The sequence below is a fragment of the Allobosea sp. OAE752 genome (assembly GCF_050433265.1).
In the GTDB taxonomy this organism is placed as follows: Bacteria; Pseudomonadota; Alphaproteobacteria; order Rhizobiales; family Beijerinckiaceae; genus Allobosea; species Allobosea spartocytisi.
This window is the reverse complement of the sequence record NZ_JBNPXO010000004.1, coordinates 393179-410989: the sequence shown is the minus strand read 5'-3', so window position 1 is coordinate 410989 and position 17811 is coordinate 393179. Positions and strand designations below refer to the sequence as shown.

At 67.3% G+C, this 17811-nt stretch carries 15 protein-coding genes; 9 read left to right on the top strand and 6 right to left on the bottom strand.

Features of this window, described 5'->3' with window-relative positions; all coding sequences use genetic code 11:
• Positions 1 to 149: 149 nt before the first annotated feature.
• The gene (locus GGC47_RS13630; protein WP_038366758.1) at positions 150 to 374 is read left to right on the top strand and encodes a hypothetical protein; all 225 of its coding nucleotides are present in this window, start codon (positions 150 to 152) and stop codon (positions 372 to 374) included.
• A gap of 80 nt (positions 375 to 454) precedes the next feature.
• On the opposite strand, the gene GGC47_RS13625 is transcribed toward GGC47_RS13630, so the two are convergent.
• Complete coding sequence (locus tag GGC47_RS13625; protein WP_038366756.1) at positions 455 to 1243, bottom strand: class II glutamine amidotransferase; 789 nt, start codon at positions 1241 to 1243, stop codon at positions 455 to 457.
• Between the two features lie 291 nt (positions 1244 to 1534).
• Here GGC47_RS13625 and GGC47_RS13620 point away from each other — a divergent pair, with 291 nt between their 5' ends.
• The 3 genes from GGC47_RS13620 (at position 1535) to GGC47_RS13610 (ending at position 5386) form a co-directional block, all read left to right on the top strand.
• On the top strand, positions 1535 to 2134 hold the full coding sequence (locus tag GGC47_RS13620) for a TRAP transporter small permease subunit (protein WP_038366753.1): 600 nt from the start codon (positions 1535 to 1537) through the stop codon (positions 2132 to 2134).
• 158 nt (positions 2135 to 2292) lie between these two features.
• The gene (locus tag GGC47_RS13615) at positions 2293 to 3954 is read left to right on the top strand and encodes a TRAP transporter large permease (RefSeq protein ID WP_370955006.1); all 1662 of its coding nucleotides are present in this window, start codon (positions 2293 to 2295) and stop codon (positions 3952 to 3954) included.
• A gap of 13 nt (positions 3955 to 3967) precedes the next feature.
• Positions 3968 to 5386, top strand: coding sequence for a sodium:proton antiporter (locus GGC47_RS13610; RefSeq protein WP_142022247.1), 1419 nt, complete (start codon positions 3968 to 3970; stop codon positions 5384 to 5386).
• 110 nt (positions 5387 to 5496) lie between these two features.
• On the opposite strand, the gene GGC47_RS13605 is transcribed toward GGC47_RS13610, so the two are convergent.
• From GGC47_RS13605 to GGC47_RS13595, 3 genes are all read right to left on the bottom strand, one after another.
• The gene (locus GGC47_RS13605; protein WP_370954875.1) at positions 5497 to 6507 is read right to left on the bottom strand and encodes an Lnb N-terminal periplasmic domain-containing protein; all 1011 of its coding nucleotides are present in this window, start codon (positions 6505 to 6507) and stop codon (positions 5497 to 5499) included.
• Between the two features lie 36 nt (positions 6508 to 6543).
• Positions 6544 to 8154, bottom strand: coding sequence for a phosphoenolpyruvate carboxykinase (locus GGC47_RS13600; RefSeq protein ID WP_038366744.1), 1611 nt, complete (start codon positions 8152 to 8154; stop codon positions 6544 to 6546).
• A 231-nt stretch (positions 8155 to 8385) separates the two neighbouring features.
• Complete coding sequence (locus GGC47_RS13595; protein ID WP_113254452.1) at positions 8386 to 9168, bottom strand: HugZ family pyridoxamine 5'-phosphate oxidase; 783 nt, start codon at positions 9166 to 9168, stop codon at positions 8386 to 8388.
• 175 nt (positions 9169 to 9343) lie between these two features.
• Here GGC47_RS13595 and GGC47_RS13590 point away from each other — a divergent pair, with 175 nt between their 5' ends.
• The 5 genes from GGC47_RS13590 (at position 9344) to GGC47_RS13570 (ending at position 13252) form a co-directional block, all read left to right on the top strand.
• Positions 9344 to 10045: a response regulator transcription factor gene (locus GGC47_RS13590; protein WP_038366741.1), complete on the top strand. Its 702-nt coding sequence runs from the start codon at positions 9344 to 9346 to the stop codon at positions 10043 to 10045.
• A gap of 83 nt (positions 10046 to 10128) precedes the next feature.
• On the top strand, positions 10129 to 11928 hold the full coding sequence (locus GGC47_RS13585) for a stimulus-sensing domain-containing protein (RefSeq protein ID WP_081925583.1): 1800 nt from the start codon (positions 10129 to 10131) through the stop codon (positions 11926 to 11928).
• A 37-nt stretch (positions 11929 to 11965) separates the two neighbouring features.
• Positions 11966 to 12403 (top strand): HPr kinase/phosphorylase, encoded by a 438-nt coding sequence (locus tag GGC47_RS13580; RefSeq protein WP_185747970.1) that lies wholly within the window; start codon positions 11966 to 11968, stop codon positions 12401 to 12403.
• A gap of 112 nt (positions 12404 to 12515) precedes the next feature.
• Positions 12516 to 12917 carry a PTS sugar transporter subunit IIA gene (locus GGC47_RS13575; RefSeq protein ID WP_038366739.1) on the top strand — a complete coding sequence of 134 codons (402 nt, stop codon included), beginning with the start codon at positions 12516 to 12518 and terminating at the stop codon, positions 12915 to 12917.
• 20 nt (positions 12918 to 12937) lie between these two features.
• The gene (locus GGC47_RS13570; RefSeq protein WP_038366736.1) at positions 12938 to 13252 is read left to right on the top strand and encodes an HPr family phosphocarrier protein; all 315 of its coding nucleotides are present in this window, start codon (positions 12938 to 12940) and stop codon (positions 13250 to 13252) included.
• Positions 13253 to 13401: 149 nt separating this feature from the next.
• Here the strand turns inward: GGC47_RS13570 and tsaE are convergent, their stop codons facing one another.
• Positions 13402 to 14961, bottom strand: a complete 1560-nt coding sequence (gene tsaE, locus GGC47_RS13565; RefSeq protein WP_038366734.1) for a tRNA (adenosine(37)-N6)-threonylcarbamoyltransferase complex ATPase subunit type 1 TsaE — start codon at positions 14959 to 14961, stop codon at positions 13402 to 13404.
• Positions 14958 to 17342: a sensor histidine kinase gene (locus GGC47_RS13560; protein WP_370954876.1), complete on the bottom strand. Its 2385-nt coding sequence runs from the start codon at positions 17340 to 17342 to the stop codon at positions 14958 to 14960. Before GGC47_RS13560 ends, tsaE begins: the two co-directional genes overlap by 4 nt.
• Between the last annotated feature and the right edge of the window lie 469 nt (positions 17343 to 17811).

Sequence of the window (17811 nt, the reverse complement as noted above, 5' to 3'; positions counted from 1 at the left end):
AGGAAAGTAAATGCGGCAAGTCGTCGCTTGTATTCATGCCGACGACGGCCATTCACGGTGACGTGAATGCTAGTGAAGTCGCGGAGGCATTGGAAATCAGGTTCCGACAATTAGCTGGGTGCTTGTGGGCGTAAGAACAGGAGATTGTCATGATTTCGCGCAAGACTATTGCCGTCGCCGCCGCGCTTCTGCTGTCCGCGGCCGGTTCCACGGCCTATGCCGCCGAGCTCGGGGCGGAAAGCATCGTGCATGAGCAGGCGCAAAATAACCGCGCCCTGGCCGAACAGAGCCAGTATCTCGCCTATCACGAGCACTTCAAGGGGCAGCCGACCCGGCCCTTCGTTCCGGCCGGAACGTTGCCGCACCACAACTGAGCGCTCGTCGAGCAGAACAGAAGAGGGGCCGTCCCGCACGGCCCCTTTTTTCGCTTCCGCGACGCGTGGACACCCCTCGATCAGGCCGCCTGGCGCAGCGCGATCTCGAAGGGAGTGAGGCTGACCGTGCCACCCCGCACCGTGGCCAGCGTGTTGCAGGGCAGCGCCTGCCAGCATTCGCGCGCTGCATCGACCGGCTCGGAGGCGATGACGACGCTGTCGGCTTTCTGGCAGACATAGAGGCTCGGCGGCCGGTCGTCGGAGGACCAGCGCACGGCATGGATGGTCTCGCCATCGGCGAGGGCCGCCGCGCAGCGCAGCGGCTCGCGCGTGCCGGCCTCCTCCATCAGGGACAGCGCCGTCGAAAGCGCCGCAGCCAGCGCCTCGCCGGCGGCGAGCCCGCGCGCCATCTGCGCCATCGCCAGCAGGAAGATCGCTTCGGAATCGGTGGTGCCGGCGCGCACGCCGTAGAGCGCGTCCGGAATCAGGTTCTCGAGCTTGCGACGGATGGCGCCATAACCGCCGATCTGGCCGTTATGCATGAAGAGATGGCGGCCATGGACGAAGGGGTGGCAGTTGGCGCGCGTCGTCGCCGTGCCGGTCGCGGCCCTGACATGAGCGAAGAACAGATGCGAGCGCACCTGCCGCGCGATCGAGAGCAGGTTCTCGTCCGACCAGGCCGGCCTGACCTCGCGATACTGCCCGGGCTCGGAGCGTTCCCCGTACCAGCCGACGCCGAAGCCGTCGCCATTCGTGCCGGTCTTGGCCTCCTCGGCATGGAGCGACTGGTGGATCAGCGAGTGGCAGGGCGAGGCGATGAAGTCCTCGAGAAAGACGGGCACGCCGGAATAGGCAAGGAAGCGGCACATGAAGGGCTCGAATCGGCCGGGGCGGATGGTCGAGAATAATATTCTTCAAAAATGAATGGCGACATAATGATCGTTCCCCGCCATGGCGCCGCGACCGTGAGGACGGAAGCTGGGCGCCCTGCGGAACCCTCTCGCAGCCCGTCCGGACACGTGCTTCTTTCGTCTAATGGATAAGGCGTCCCCCGTCTTGCGCCGCTGCATGTGCTCCTATACCCAGCACGTAAACGGCGCATAACCGGCAGACGGGCGAAGCATGACCGGGCCTGCGCGCATCTCGATGGGAGCGGGGACGTGAAGGGCCTTCTTGCAGTCAGCCGCGTGATCGACGCGGTCAACGGCTTCATCGGCCGGAAAATCGCGTGGCTGATCCTTGCGGCGGTGATCGTCGCGACCGTCAACGCCGTCATCCGCAAGGTCTTCAACGTCTCGTCGAATGCCTGGCTCGAACTGCAATGGATGCTGTTCGGCGCGGTCTTCCTGATGTGCGCCTCCTGGACGATGCAGGTGAAGGAGCACATCCGCATCGACATCGTGAACAGCATGCTGCCGAAGCGCGTACGGCAATGGATCGAGCTGCTCGGCCATCTCTTCTTCCTGATGCCGTTCTGCCTGCTGATCGTCTACCATTCCTGGCCGTTCTTCCTGCGCTCCTACGAGATCAACGAGCAGTCGCTCTCGGCCGGCGGCCTGCCGCAATGGCCGGCGAAGGGCCTCGTCATCGTCGGCTTCCTGATGCTGACGATCCAGGGCGTCTCCGAGATCATCAAGCAGATCGCGATCATGCGCGGCGATCTCGAGGATCAGGAGGTGGCTGCCGGTCACGCCGCCGCGGCGGAGGCGGAAGCCCAGCGCCTGCTCGATCAAGCCAAGGAACAGGGCCTCGCTTCGTGAGCGGCCCGCAAGAAGTCCGGAAACTCGCCATGCACGCATTTCGCCTTCCGCGCGCCGCCGGCCTGCTGCTCGCGCTCACAGTCCTCGCCTTCTTCAGCCTGCACACCGGCGACGCCTTCGCGGCGGGCGGCGGCATCGGCGATTTCCTGCGCGTCAACATGGCGCCGGTGATGTTCGCCACCCTCGTCGTCTTCCTGCTGCTGGGCTATCCCGTCGCCTTCGCGCTCGCGGCCAACGGCCTGCTCTTCGCGCTGATCGGCATCGATCTCGGCCTGTTCCAGGAGAATTTCCTGCAGGCCCTGCCGGAGCGCATCTACGGCACGATGAACAACGACGTGCTGCTGGCGATCCCGTTCTTCACCTTCATGGGCCTCATCCTCGAGCGCTCCGGCATGGCCGAAGACCTGCTCGACACGATCGGCCAGCTCTTCGGCCCGGTCCGTGGCGGCCTCGCCTATGCCGTGATCTTCGTCGGCGCGCTGCTTGCGGCCACCACCGGCGTCGTCGCGGCCTCGGTGATCTCGATGGGCCTGATCTCGCTGCCGATCATGCTGCGCTACGGCTATGACCGGCGCCTCGCCTCGGGCGTCATCGCGGCCTCGGGCACACTGGCCCAGATCATCCCGCCCTCGCTGGTGCTGATCGTGCTCGCCGACCAGCTCGGCCGTTCGGTCGGCGACATGTATGAGGGCGCCTTCATTCCCGGCCTCGTCCTGGCCGGCCTCTACGCGCTCTACGTCTTCCTCGTCACCATCGTCTATCCGAAGCGCGCCCCGGGCCTGCCGCCGGAAGCGCAGACGCTGCGCGACGCCGACGGCAAGACCCGGCGGTTCTCGCTGCTCGTCGTCACCGTCATCTCCTTCGCCCTCGCCTACGCCTATATGAAGCTCTTCACCAAGGTGACGGCGGGGTCGGACTTCGTCGTGCTGACGATGTCGATCGCAGTCGGCGTGTCCTTCGTGATCGCGCTCATCAACAAGGCGCTGGGCCTCAACCTGCTCTCGCGCATGGCCGAGCAGGTCGTGTTCGTGATGGTGCCGCCGCTGGCGCTGATCTTCCTGGTGCTGGGTACGATCTTCATCGGCGTCGCCACGCCGACGGAGGGCGGTGCCATGGGCGCGGCCGGCGCGATCCTGCTCGCCTGGGGCAAGAAGCGCATGAATTTCGAGCTGCTCCGGCAGGCGACGGAGTCGACCGCCAAGCTCTCGGCCTTCGTGCTCTTCATCCTGGTCGGCGCGCGCGTCTTCTCGCTCACCTTCTACGGCGTCAACGGCCATGTCTGGGTCGAGCACCTGCTGGTCGGCCTGCCGGGCGGCGCGACGGGCTTCCTGATCGTCGTCAACGTGATGGTGTTCCTGCTCGCCTTCTTCCTCGACTTCTTCGAGCTGGCCTTCATCATCGTGCCGCTGCTCGGCCCCGCGGCGGACAAGCTCGGCATCGACCTGATCTGGTTCGGCGTCATTCTGGGCGTGAACATGCAGACCTCGTTCATGCACCCGCCCTTCGGCTTCGCGCTGTTCTTCCTGCGCTCGGTCGCGCCGAAGAACCCCTACAAGGACAAGATCACCGGCAGGATGATGCAGCCCGTCACCACCGGGCAGATCTACTGGGGCGCCGTGCCCTTCGTCGTGATCCAGTGCATCATGGTCGCGCTCGTCGTGCTCTTCCCGCAGATGGTGATGCACTACAAGGCCTCGGCCGTGCAGCTCGACCAGAAGGCGATCGACAAGCAGTTCGACTCGATCCAGGTTCCGACCATCGGCGGTCCGGGCGGCTTCGATTTCACCGCGCCGCCGGCGATCGATCCACCCAAGCCCTGAGCAAGGAGACAGCATGGCGAAATGGTGGAAGGCGCTGGCCGGCGCCGGTGTGATCAGCCTATTGCCAGGAGCCGCGCTCGCGGCCGGGGATATCGGCGGCGCGACGATGGGGCCGCTCTGGGCGCTGCCCTTCGCCGGCATGCTGCTCTCGATCGCGCTCGGGCCGATCCTGTTCCACCATCTCTGGGAATTGCACTACGGCAAGTTCGCGGCCTTCTGGGCGCTCCTGCTGCTGGTGCCGCTGGTCGCCCTGCGCGGCTTCGACGCCTCGCTCGGCGCCGTGCTCCATACGGCCCTGCTCGAATATTTGCCCTTCATCATCCTGCTCTTCGCGCTCTTCACCATCGCGGGCGGCATCCTGATCACCGGCAACCTGCATGGCTCGCCGGCGACCAACACCGTCATCCTCGCGATCGGCACGGTGATGGCCAGCATCGTCGGCACCACCGGCGCCTCGATGATCCTGATCCGGCCCCTGCTGCGGGCGAACGACAACCGGCGCCACAACGTTCATGTCGTGGTCTTCTTCATCTTCCTGGTCTCGAATATCGGCGGTTCGCTGACGCCGCTCGGCGACCCGCCGCTCTTCCTCGGCTTCCTGCGCGGCGTCGACTTCTTCTGGACGACCTGGCACCTGCTGCCGGAGACCGGCTTCGCCGTAGTGGTCCTGCTGCCGCTGTTCTACGCGCTCGACAGCTATCTCTACCGCAAGGACGACAGCCTGCCGTCGCTGAAGGACCCGACGCCGGACCGCAACCTGAAGCTCTGGGGCAAGGTCAACATCCCCCTGCTCGCCGGCGTCATCGCCGCGATCCTGCTCTCCGCCAATTGGAAGCCGGGCGTCGTCTTCGATATCCACGGCGTGCATGTCGAGCTGCAGAACCTCGTCCGCGACGTCATTCTGCTCGGGCTCGCCGGGCTCTCGCTGGTGCTGACCCCGAAGCAGGTGCGCGCCGGCAACGAGTTCTCCTGGGGCCCGATCCTCGAGGTCGCGAAGCTCTTCGCCGGCATCTTCATCTGCATCATCCCGGTGCTGGCGATGCTGCAGGCCGGACGCGAGGGCGCCTTCTCGTCGCTGGTCGCGCTGGTCAACCATCCCGATGGCAGCCACAACACCGTCGCCTATTTCTGGCTGACCGGGCTGCTCTCCTCCTTCCTCGACAACGCTCCGACCTATCTCGTCTTCTTCGAGCTGGCGGGCGGCAATGCCAAGGAGCTGATGACGACAGGTGCGCTGACGCTGGCGGCGATCTCGGGCGGCGCGGTCTTCATGGGCGCCAACACCTATATCGGCAACGCGCCGAACTTCATGGTCTACGCCATCGCCAAGGACCGTAAGGTCGCGATGCCCAGCTTCTTCGGCTACATGCTCTGGTCCGGCGCGATCCTGATCCCGGTGTTCATCCTGCAGACCTTCCTGTTCTTCCGGTAACGCCGGACATCCAATCGTCATTCTCGGGCGCAGACCCGAGAAGCGCTGGACGAGAGGGCACTGGTTTCCGTCATGGTCGGGTCAAGCCCGACCATGACGGGAGAGCGCTGCTACGGTCGCCCCGTCGGTACGCCTTCCCTGATCTTCGCCGAGAAATCCGGATCGTCGAGCGAGAGCGTTCGCGCCTTGTCGCCGATGCGCGCGAGGCGGACCAACTCGTCGAGGGGCACATCCTGCCGGATCGCGCCGATCCGCTGGAGATAGCCCGGCAGGTAGCCCGAGAGCAGGACGCGCGGATCGAGCGGCAGCGAGAACTTCCATTCGGGCGCCACCGTGCCGACGAGGTGGTAGACCACGGTGGTGCAGTTCGTGGTCAGCGTATTGTACCAGCGCGGCCTGGCGGCGAGGTCGTTGACGTCCTTGGCATAGGCCAGCAGCAGGTCGCGCGCCTGGGCCGGCGAGGCGCTCAGCCGGAAGAGGCGCGCATCCTCCTTGCGGGCGTTGGTGCGCAGGCCGACGATGTCGCGCTCGTCGGCGGCGACATAGGCCATCTCGTAGCTGCGGAAGAAGCCGGCGATGGCCGAATATTCCTCGCCCTTCTCGCGCCTGATCTCGACCGAGAAGGTCAGGGGCGGCTGGTCGGAGAAGGTGAAGCTGACCAGCAGATGCGCGATCGCCTCGCCCGACCAGTAGCTCAGGAAGATGTCGGCACCGCTGATCGCGGCGAGGTCGTAGCGGCGCGTCTCCCAGCGCTGGTCGTAATCCTGCTCGCTGCGCCAGCGAAAGTTCCTGACATTCGAGACCGTGAGCACCTCGCCTTCGCGAGCGATGCTCGGCAGGCGGGCGAGCTCGGGAATCCAGTCGCGCTGATGCGATGGCAGGAAGCTGCTCCACCAGGACAGAAGGCCGATGAAGAGGGCGGCGAAGCCCAGCGGGAGCCGCGCCTCGCTCGTCCAGATGCCGACGAGCCCGGCCAGCGCGGCGATGCCGAAGCCGATGGCCGCGATGCCGGCCGTCACACCGGACAGGCGAAAATAAAGGAAGCCCGCGCCCCAGAGCGCGGCACCGAGGATCACGAGGGTCAGGACGAGCTTCAGCACAATGAGAAAGAGGCGGCGCATGGCCGCCTCTCCTAGCATAGCCGCAGCCGCTTGACGTCAGGCTGCGAGCGAATTGCTCGGCGCCGCCGCCTTCACCGCGTCGTCGACATGGGCCTCGAACTTCGCGAAGTTCTTGGCGAACATGCCGACGAGGTTCTTCGCCGTCTCGGCGAAGGCGGCTTTGTCGGCCCAGGTCTTCACCGGATAGAGGATGTGCGGCTCGACGCCGGGCACCGACGTGGGAACGGCGAAACCGAAATAGGGATCCCGGCGGAAATCGGCGCGGTTGAGCGAGCCGTCGAGCGCGGACGAGAGCAGCCGGCGCGTCACGCGGATCGGCATGCGCCGGCCGGTGCCGTACTGCCCGCCGGTCCAGCCGGTGTTGACCAGCCAGCAATCGACATGGTGCTTGGCGATGAAGTCGCGCAGCAGATTGGCGTATTCCGACGGGTGCCGCGGCAGGAAGGGCGAGCCGAAGCAGGTCGAGAACTCCGGCTGCACGCCGGTCAGCCCGCGCTCCGTGCCGGCGACCTTGGCGGTGTAGCCGGAGAGGAAGTGATACATCGCCTCGGCCGGGGTGAGCTTGGCGATCGGCGGCATCACGCCGAAGGCGTCGGCGGTCAGCATCACGATGTTCTTCGGGATGCCGGCGCGGCCGGTGCGCGAGGCGTTGGGGATGAAGTCGAGCGGATAGGCCGAGCGGGTGTTCTCGGTCTTGCTCTCATTGTCGAAATCGACCTCGCGGGTCAGCTCGTCCATCACGGTGTTCTCGAGCACCGTGCCGAAGCGCAGCGAGGCGGCGAAGATCTCGGGCTCGGCCTCGGCCGAGAGACGGATCGTCTTGGCGTAGCAGCCGCCCTCGAAGTTGAAGATGCCCTCCTTCGACCAGCCATGCTCGTCGTCGCCGATCAGCGTGCGCGCGGGGTCGGCCGAGAGCGTGGTCTTGCCGGTGCCCGACAGGCCGAAGAAGATCGCCGGGTCGTCCTTGGGGCCGACATTGGCCGAGCAGTGCATCGGCACCACACCCTTGGTCGGCAGCACGTAGTTCAGATAGGTGAAGACCGATTTCTTCATCTCGCCGGCATAGGCCGAGCCGCCGATCAGCACGATCTTGCGGGTGAAATCGATCGCGACGACGGTCTCGCTGCGGCAGCCGTGCCGGGCGGGGTCGGCCTTGAAGCTCGGCAGGTCGACGATCGTCATCTGCGGGACGTAATCGTCCAATTCCCCGCGCGCCGGGCGGATCAGCAGGTTGCGGATGAAGAGCGAGTGCCAGGCCATCTCGGTATAGACCCGGGCCTTGACGCGATGGGCCGGGTCGGCACCGCCATAGAGATCCTGCGCGAAGAGCTCCTTGCCTTCGGCATGCGCCAGGAAATCGGCGAGCAGCGTCTCGAAATGCTCAGGGCTCATCGCCTGGTTGTTGTCCCACCAGACAGTGTTCTCGGTCAGCGCGTCGCGCACTGTGAACTTGTCCTTGGGCGAGCGGCCGGTATGGCTGCCGGTGTCGGCGCAGAGCGCACCGCCGCGCGCGAGCTGGGATTCGCCCCGGCGCAGCGACTCCTCGTAAAGCTGTGGCGCCTCCAGGTTCCAGTACACGGCCTTGAGCTTGCGGAAGCCGAAGCCCTCGGCACCCTGGGCGGCGTTGAACTGACCGATCGTGTTCACTGAAATCCTCCGGCAGCCGCCGCATCGTGGCAGCCTGTTGTCGAACGCGTACGCTCGGACCTTGAAGAAGATCCAGCGCCGGGCGGAGACCTTGCGGCCGTGTCCGGTCTTTAAGCCTCGGCGGCACGGCGCTCAAGTCACGGAAATCGCAAAAAACTTCGCAACTTCGGCTAAATCGTTTGAATTCGCGGGGGATGGTGAGCGAGGATGGTGAATATCCCCGCGCCCCGATCATCCGCGCGCCCGTGCCTCCTGCGCGAGCGCGACGAGGACATGCCGCAGCCCGGCCGGCTCGGTGACGCGCGAGGGAAAGACGAGCCGCCCGTTCTCGTCGCCGCAGATGAGATCGAGCCCTTCCGGGTCGAGGCCGGTCGCCTTCCAGCGTCCCTCGGGGAGGCCCAGAAGCTTCGTCGCATAGAGGCTCAGCGCCTCGGCATGGTCTTCGTTCATATGGGCGATCGCGTCGTCCTCGGCCGCGATCAGCGCCTCGCAGCCGGCAAGGTCGAGCAGCACCGTGCCGACCGCGATCTCGCCGGCACGGGCGAAGCCGCCATTGGGGTGGAACCCCTGGACGGAGAGGCGGAACAGCGAGAAATCCGGGAAGTCGGCATAGAGCTTCGCCTTGGGGTGGCGCGCGAGGAAGCGGCGCCTGGCGTTCTCGTCGGTGCAGCGCTCGGCTCGCCCGACGACGCTGAGCCGGGCGGAATTGGCGAGCGGATCCCCCCTGCCCAGCGACGAGACGAGAACGGAAACGCGCGGATCGGCCTCGATGTTGCGGGTGTGGAGCGAAAGCTTCGAGGCGAGGAACAGCGGCGAACCATCGACATCGGTGGCGATGTTCGTCAGCGTCGCGAGCGGGAAGCCGCTCATCGGGTCGAGCGTCGCCAGCGCCGCGATCCGCGCCTTGCGCAATGTCGCGCGAGCCATGGCGACGGCGTCGAAATCATCCGGCGCGGAGCCGCCGAGTTCGAGGCCGCGCGGCGTGATGGCGGAGGGGGCGACGGCCTCGGTCATCTCCGTTTGCTTCCTGCCGGTCCGATTTCTTCTGCAAAAACATGAACGCTTGGGGCGTTCGAGCGTTGCGCCATAGCGAATCCGCCTCCGAGGCGCTAGATTGCTGCCATGCTTTGGCCGCTCTCGCAGGGGAGTGGACCCCTTTATTGCAACAAGAGCAAGAGATGAAACCCTTATGCCAACGATTGCGCTGGTCGATGACGACCGCAACATCCTGACGTCGGTATCCATCGCGCTCGAGGCCGAGGGCTACCGCATCATGACCTATACCGACGGTGCCTCGGCCCTCGACGGGCTGAAGCAGAACCCGCCGGACCTCGCGATCTTCGACATCAAGATGCCGCGCATGGACGGCATGGAACTGCTGCGCCGGCTGCGCCAGAAATCCGACCTGCCCGTCATCTTCCTGACCTCGAAGGACGAGGAGATCGACGAGCTCTTCGGGCTCAAGATGGGCGCCGACGATTTCATCCGGAAGCCGTTCTCGCAGCGCCTCCTGGTCGAGCGCGTCAAGGCGATCCTGCGCCGCGCCGGCGCCAAGGACCCCACCGCCGTTCCCCGTTCCGAGGATGCCAAGGCGCTGGAGCGCGGCCTGCTGCGCATGGATCCCGAGCGCCATACCTGCACCTGGAAGGGCGAGCCGGTGACGCTGACCGTCACGGAATTCCTGATCCTGCAGTCGCTGGCGCAGCGTCCCGGTGTGGTCAAAAGCCGCAACGCCCTGATGGATGCGGCCTATGACGATGAGGTGTATGTCGATGACCGCACCATCGACAGCCACATCAAGCGGCTGCGCAAGAAGTTCAATCAGGTCGATCCCGAGTTCGACATGATCGAGACGCTCTACGGCGTGGGCTATCGCTTCAAGGAAACCTGAGGCAGGTCTGCCGGATATCGATGCTGGGATCCCGCGTGCCGGATCGGGCTGGGGCGCGGCTGGAGCGAGTACAGACCCAAGGCATGGCAACGGTCGACAACGAAGCACCTGCGTCATCGGCGGGAAGCCGCTGGAGCGCGGCTCTGCGGCGCCGTCTCGGCCTGATCTGGCGCCGCATGGCGCGTGCGGTCTCGTCGCGCGCGGCGTCCAGCCTGACGCGGCGCATCGTGGTGCTGAATCTCGGCGGCCTCTTCGCGCTGCTGCTCGGCTTCCTCTATCTCAACCAGTTCCGCGAAGGCCTGATCGAGGCGCGCGTGCAGAGCCTGCTGACGCAGGGCGAGATCATCGCCGGAGCGATCGCGGCCTCGGCCACGGTCGAGACCGATACGATCACCATCGATCCGGACAAGCTGCTGCAGCTCCAGGCCGGCGAAAGCGCCGGCATCGCCGATGATCCGCTCGACTTCTCGATCAATCCCGAGAAGGTCGCGCCCCTCCTGCGCCGCCTGGTGACGCCGACGAAGACGCGGGCGCGGGTCTACGACAAGGAGGGCTTCCTCACCATCGACTCGCGCGGCCTCTATTCGCGCGGCGACGTGCTGCGCCTCGACCTGCCGCGCGTCGGCGAGCCCGACGAGCCGCCGCTGCTGGAACGCACCTGGAACATGCTGCGCAACCGGCTCGGCCGGGCCGACGTGCCGACCTATGACGATTTCGAGAATGCCAACGGCAAGTCCTATCCGGAGGTCGCGCGCGCCCTGAACGGGGCGCCGGCGAGCGTCGTGCGCGTCAACACGCGCGGCCAGACCATCGTCTCGGTCGCGGTGCCGGTGCAGCGCTTCCGGGCGGTGAAGGGCGCGCTGCTGCTCTCGACGCAAGGAGGCGACATCGACGCGGTGATCGCCGCCGAGCGCTTCGCCATCTTCCAGGTCTTCGCCGTGGCGGCGGGCGTAATGATCGTGCTCTCGGTCCTGCTCGCCGGCACCATCGCCGAGCCGATCCGCAAGCTCGCCGACGCAGCCCAGCGCGTGCGGCGCGGCGTCAAGTCGCGCGAGCAGATCCCTGATTTCGGCAGCCGCCATGACGAGATCGGCCATTTGTCCGGCTCGCTGCGCGACATGACCAAGGCGCTCTACAGCCGCATCGAGGCGATCGAGAGCTTCGCCGCCGATGTCGCCCATGAGCTCAAGAATCCGCTGACCTCGCTGCGCAGCGCCGTCGAGACGCTGCCACGGGCCAAGACGGAGGATTCGCGCGGGCGGCTGCTCTCGGTCATCCAGCACGACGTGCGCCGTCTCGACCGGCTGATCTCCGATATTTCCGACGCCTCTCGCCTTGATGCCGAACTCGCCCGCAACGACTCCGCTCCGGTCGATGTCGCGCAGGTGCTGGAAGCGGTCGTGACGATCCAGAACGAGACGCGGCGCGAGGGGCAGGCGAAGATCGAGCTCTCGGCCGAGCGGCGCAGCCAGCGCCCCGGCGCCGACGCCTTCCTCGTCATGGGGCACGATTCGCGGATCGGGCAGGTCATGGTCAATCTCATCGACAACGCCCGCTCCTTCTCGCCGTCGGAGGGCACGGTGCGCGTCATGCTCTCGCGTGTCGCCAACGACGTGCTCGTCACCGTCGAGGACGAAGGGCCGGGCATCGAGCCGCATGCGCTGGAGCGCATCTTCGAGCGCTTCTACACCGACCGTCCGAATGAGGGCTTCGGCCAGAATTCGGGGCTGGGCCTGTCGATTTCGCGCCAGATCGTCGAGGCGCATCGCGGCTCGATCCGGGCCGAGAACCGGCTCGGACCGGCGGAGCCGGGCGGTGAGACGCCGCGGCTCGGCGCCCGCTTCATCGTCCGGCTGCCGGCCGCCTATCAGCATGCTTCCTGATCCGGCGGGGAAGCCGCCCCCCCACCGGGCCGGCGAGATGCGCGTCCATGCGACCACCGTCGCCGTCGGCGAGGCCGGCATCCTGCTGCGCGGCCCTGCCGGCAGCGGCAAGTCGACGCTGGCGCTCGCGCTGATCGCGCTGGCCGGCCAGGCCGGCCGCTTCGGCCGGCTCGTGGCCGATGATCGCACCGCCCTGACGGCAAGAGGCGACCGGCTGGTGGCCCGGGCGGTCGCGCCGCTGGAAGGCATCGTCGAGCGCCGCGGCCTCGGCCTGACGCCGGAGCCGGCAACGCCGGCCGTCGTCGTCAGGCTGCTCGTCGATCTGATCGGCGAGGAGCCGGCGCGCATGCCGGAACCGGAAGAGCTGGTGGACAACCTGTGCGGGATCGACCTGCCGCGGTTGCGCGTGGCGGGACGTGTCGGCGACGAGCGGCTGGTGCTCACCGCGCTCGACTTGTTCACAGGCCAGGCGTGAAGGCCATGATTTCGGCGTTTTCGGCGGCGAGTCCCTTGCGATTGTCTCGCACCTGCCGCATAAACCGCCACCTTGTCCGGGCGCCGATGGGCGCTCTCCGGTGCTGGATTGAATGATCGGACTGGTCCTCGTGACTCATGGGCATCTGGCGACGGAGTTCCGCGCGGCCCTCGAACATGTCGTCGGCCCCCAGGCGAACCTGGCGACCATCGCCATCGCCCCCGATGACGACATGGAAAGTCGCCGCCGCGACATCATCGCCGCCGTCGAGCAGGTCGAGGGCGGTCGCGGCGTCGTCATCCTCACCGATATGTTCGGAGGCACGCCTTCCAACCTCGCCATTTCGGTGATGGAGCCGGGTCGCGTCGATGTTGTCGCCGGCGTCAACCTGCCGATGCTGATCAAGCTCGCCAGCGTGCGCGAGGAGAAGAGCCTCGACGAAGCGGTGACGAGCGCGCAGGATGCGGGCCGCAAATACATCACCGTCGCCAGCCGGGTTCTTGCCGGCAAATAAGGGCGAGCAGGAAGGGCGGAATGGAAGAAGACTGCGACTGCCCCGAGACCGAGATTCCCGCCGGCGCCCGCTACGGCGAATTCCAGATCATCAACAAGAAGGGGTTGCACGCCCGCGCCACGGCGAAATTCGTGCAATGCGCCGCCCGCTTCGAGGCCGACATTACGGTGAGCCGTTGCGGCGAGACGGTCGGCGCGACCTCGATCATGGGCGTGCTGACGCTCGGCGCCGGCATCGGCTCAACCATCACCATCGTCGCCCAGGGACCGGAGGCAGGCGAGGCGCTGCAGGCGCTGAGCGAGCTGATCGCCGACCGCTTCGGCGAGGGCGAGTGAGGCGCTGAACGGGCTCTGCCCGGTTCGCGCCGCCATGCTCGGGCTCGACCCGAGCATCTCCTGCCGCAGAAGGCTCCCTGCCCGGTTTCCAGAGATTCTCGGGTCAAGCCCGAGAATGACGCCCTGTCACGGGGACCGGACCCCGACCTTCAGACAGCTTCGCCCGGCTCCTCGAACAGCCTCGGCATATGCGCCTGGTACCAGCCCTTGAGCTCCTCGAGGGCCGGGTGCTCGAGATTGCGGCGCAGATAGGCCTCGATCCGCGGCAGGTGCTTGAGATAGCCCGGCTTGCCGTCGCGCTTGTCGAGGCGGGCGAAGATGCCGGCGATCTTGGTGTTGCGCTGCGCGCCGAGGATCGCATAGGCGCGGGCGAAGCCGGCGAGGTCGAAATCGGGCACGTCCGCCCGGCGGGCCGAGCCATAGGCCGCGAGCAGCCTGAGTTCGAGCGCAGCCGGCACGTCGACGCGCGCATCCTGCCCGAGCGCGGCGAGATCATAGGCGGGATGGCCCAGCACCGCGTCCTGGAAATCGATCAGGCCGAGCTTCGCCAGCCCCTCGCGCTTGTCCAGCCAGATCAGGTTGGGGGAATGGACGTCGCGCAGCGTCCAGGTCGCGGGTGCGGCGAGGATCTCGTCGAAGAGCTTGTTCCAGATGCGGCCGAACTCAGCCTGCGTCACGGCCGGCAGCGTCACCCCGGCGATATGCGGAGCATACCATTCGAGGATCAGCTCGGTCTCGATCGCCAGCGCCTGCCGGTCGTATTCGGGGATGATGTGGTCGTGGCCCTCGGCCACCGGCAGGATCGTCGGCAGGGTGTGGCGGTGCAGGTCGGCGAGCAGCCGGGCCGTGGCCTCGTAGCGCTCGGGGATCGGCCGGCCTTCCGCGTCGAGCACACCCTCCGCGCCGAGATCCTCGATCAGCAGGAGCCCACCGGCCAGATCCTCGGCCAGGATCTCGGGGGCGGAATAGCCGAGCGAGCGCAGGCCGCGATCCATCGCGACGAAGGCGTCAATGGTCTCGGCCAGATGCGCGATCGCGCTGTAGGGCTTGCCCATGCGGATCGGCGGCCCGTCCGGGCGCGGCGGCGAGATCATCAGCACGGCGGTCTCGCCGCCCGGCCGTGTCAGGCGCTCATAGGCGCGCGTCGAGGCGTCGCCGAGCATGAAGTCGCGCCGTGCCTCGCCCCAGCCGGCGCCGTCGATGAGCTTGCGCGCCGCGACCGCGATGGCGAGGCGCTGCTTCCAGAGCACGCCGCCGGAGAGGTCGGCGATGCGGCCGGTTTCCGGATTGTCGGGATCGATGTCGAGCAGGATGTCGAGGCGCCGCCCGGCCGGCAGGCGCCCGCCCGCCCGGTCGGGCCATTCGACCAGCATCACCGCCTGGTCGACATCCTCGACCAGGCCGAGATCGTCGAGCTCGTCCGGCGAGCGCACGCGATAGAGATCGGCATGCAGGACCGGGCCGCGCGGCGTCTCGTAGCTCTGCACGAGGGTGAAGGTCGGGCTCGGCGCCTCCAGCGCGGGGTCGCCGGCGAGCTCGCGCAGGATGGCGCGCGCCATCAGCGACTTGCCCGAGCCGAGATGGCCGGAGAGCGCGACGATGTCGCCGGGCTTGACGATGGCGGCGATGTCGGCGGCGAGGCGTATCGTCGCCGCCTCATTCGCCAGCAGGAGCCGGTGCGTGCCGGCCGCGCGGGCTTCCTCGGTCATTCGGCAGCGTCCGAGAGCGGCAGGCCCTGAGCCGGGAAGATCGCGGTGACGCGCGTGCCCTGCCCCGGCGTGGAGTCGAGTTCGACATGGCCGCCATGGAGCTCGACGATCGAGCGCACGATCGAGAGCCCCAGGCCGACGCCGCGATGGGTCGAGCCGAGAGAATGGCTTTCGAAGCGCTCGAACACCTTCTCCTTGACCTCGGCAGGGATGCCGCGGCCCTGATCGGTGACGGTGAGGCGGATGTCGCCGCCCTGCCGTGTCGCCCTGACGCCGATGGTCTGGCCGGGCGAGGAGAAGCCGATCGCGTTGGAGAGCAAGTTGAACAGCACCTGCCGCAGGCGCTTGCCATCCGCCCGCAGCGGCCCGGTGCGCGGATCGATCTCGACCTTGAGCGACAATTTGCTGTCGGTCAGCCGGTCCTGAAGCCCGGCCGCCGCCTGCGCGATGGTGTCGGCGACGTCGACATCCTGCATGTCGAGCGTCAGCGCACCGTTGTCGATGGTGGCGAGGTCGAGGATGTCGTTGATGATGGCGAGCAGCGCGCCCGAGGAGCGCACGATATGGGAGGTGTAGTCGCGCTGCTTCTCGTTGAGCGCGCCGACGGTCTCGGTGCCAAGGAGCTGGGCGAAGCCGATGATGTTGGTCAGCGGCGAACGCAGTTCGTAGGAGACGTGGTGGACGAAGTCCTCGCGCAGCCGCGAGACCTTCTCCAGCGCGTCGTTCTTCTCGGTCAGCGCCCGCTCGACATTCACGCTGGCGGTGACGTCGGCGAAGGAGATCAGCGTCGCGCCGTCGGGCAGCGGCGCGGCCGCCATATCGAGCACGGTGCCGTCGCGGCGCTCGATCCGGCAGCGATAATCCTCGCGCGCATCGCGCACGCCGGTGACGGTGCTGAGCAATTCGCGCCAGACCTCGTCCTGCGGGAAGAGCGGCCGGCAGAGCCCGACCACCTCGTCGATATGCGGGCCGCTGGCGAGCAGGTCGGCGTCGATGCGCCAGGATTGGGCGAAGGCGGGGTTCGAGAGCTTGAGGCGCCCGTCGGAACCGAACACGGCGACGCCCTCGCGCAGCGAATCCAGCGTCTCGCGCTGGGTGCGGGTCAGCGCGTTGAAGCGCGATTCCAGCGTGAAGCGTTCGGTGACGTCGTCATAGAGATAGGTGACGCCACCTTGCGGGTTGGGGCTGGAGACGACGTGTATGGTGCGCCCATCGGGCAGGTACCACCAATCCTCGTTCGCGCGCGTGGCGGTATAGGCGGCGTGAACGCCCGTTTTCCAGCTCCGGTAGTCGCCGAGTTCGGGCAAGCGGCGCTCGGCGCGCAGGCGGTCGAGGATCTCGCCATCGGTCGGCTGGCCGTCGAGGAAGGCCGGATCGAGCGACCAGAGCGCGTCGAAGCCGGCATTGCGATAGAGCAGCCGCTGCGTGCCGTCGAAGGCCGCCACCGCCGTCTTCAGCCGGTCGAGCGTGCGGACATGGGCGTCCATCTGGCGCTGCAGATCGTTGCGCACCGCTTCCAGCTCGCTCATATCCGTGGCCAGGCCGGCGAAGCCGGTCGCAGTCGGCAATTCGACGACGTCGAGCGTCCGGCGCTGGCCGGCGACGATGGCCGGGGTGCGGATCGCGAAGGGGTTGCCCTCGCGGCGCGCACGCGCCGCCGCCTCGCGCTCGTTGCGATCGAGCAGCTCCATCCCGCTCTTGGCGGCTGTCGCTGCATCGCCGGCCTCGACCGCGCCCGCATAGGCGGCGTTGACCCAGAGCAGACGCCCGTCGGCATCGCGCATCCAGGCGGGGTGAGGCAGCCCGGCGAGCAGGCTCGACAGCGCCGCATGGTCTCCCGTGACCCGCTCCAGCTCGCTGCGCAGCGTCATCACCTGTGCCCGCTCGCCGGTGACCTCGCGGAAGCGGATGACGGCGCGCCCGGCGACGGGCCGGCCCTCGATATCGACGAAAGGCCCGGCCTTGCTGCGGATCGTGAAGCTGAAGGCCTCGCCGCGCTCCTTCAGCGCGTCGGTGGCCAGTTCCAGCCGCTTGGCGTCGGTCGGCGTCGCCCAACTGCCATAGGCCAGCGCCAGCGCCGCCCCGGGTGCGCCGAGGAAGCCGCTATCGCCCTCGAAGACCGGCTGTGCGTCGCGCCCGTTCCAGCTCGCGACCACCTGCGGATCGGCGGCGAGCAGGATGGAAAGCCGCTCCTGATGGCCGCGCGCCGCCTCCAGCTCGCTCGCGAGCTTGGCCTCGCGCCGCTGCCAGCGCGTGCGCTCGCGGACATAGACGAGGGATGTCGTCGTGGCGAAGACGGCAAGACCCGCCAGGATGATGGAGAGCGCGCCGGTGCTCACCGTATCGAGCTTGGCCGGCGACAGCAGGTCGCTCTGGGCCATGGCAGGCACGGGAAGCAGGGCCAATGCGGGCAGAAGCCCGCCTGGACGCCAGCCGCCACCTCGTCCCTGTCGCCTCGCACGTCTCATTCCGCGTCTGTCGCCTCTTGGGCGGCCGGGCGGCCGCCAACATCGCCGGTCTCGTCGGAATCGGTATCGCGGAGCCGGGCGTTACACCCTCCCCGGCGGCCGATCCACGCGCGCCACCACGCCAATCACTATAGAGCTTGAACCGGGAGCCGCGCCGTCGCAGCACCCCGAATCAGCCCCACTGTAATCGTCGCCTGACTCCGTCAGGAAGTGCTTAATCGCAGGTAAACGGAGAGTTTTTCGAGGCGGACTCGAAGGAGGCGCACCCGCATCAAGGTCTAGATATTCTATGCTTCGAAACCACTATTAGTTGTGTTCTTGTTTTATTCCGAAGGCATCGTCAGACCGAAAAAAGGCCCGGCTTGCGCCGGGCCTCGTCGTT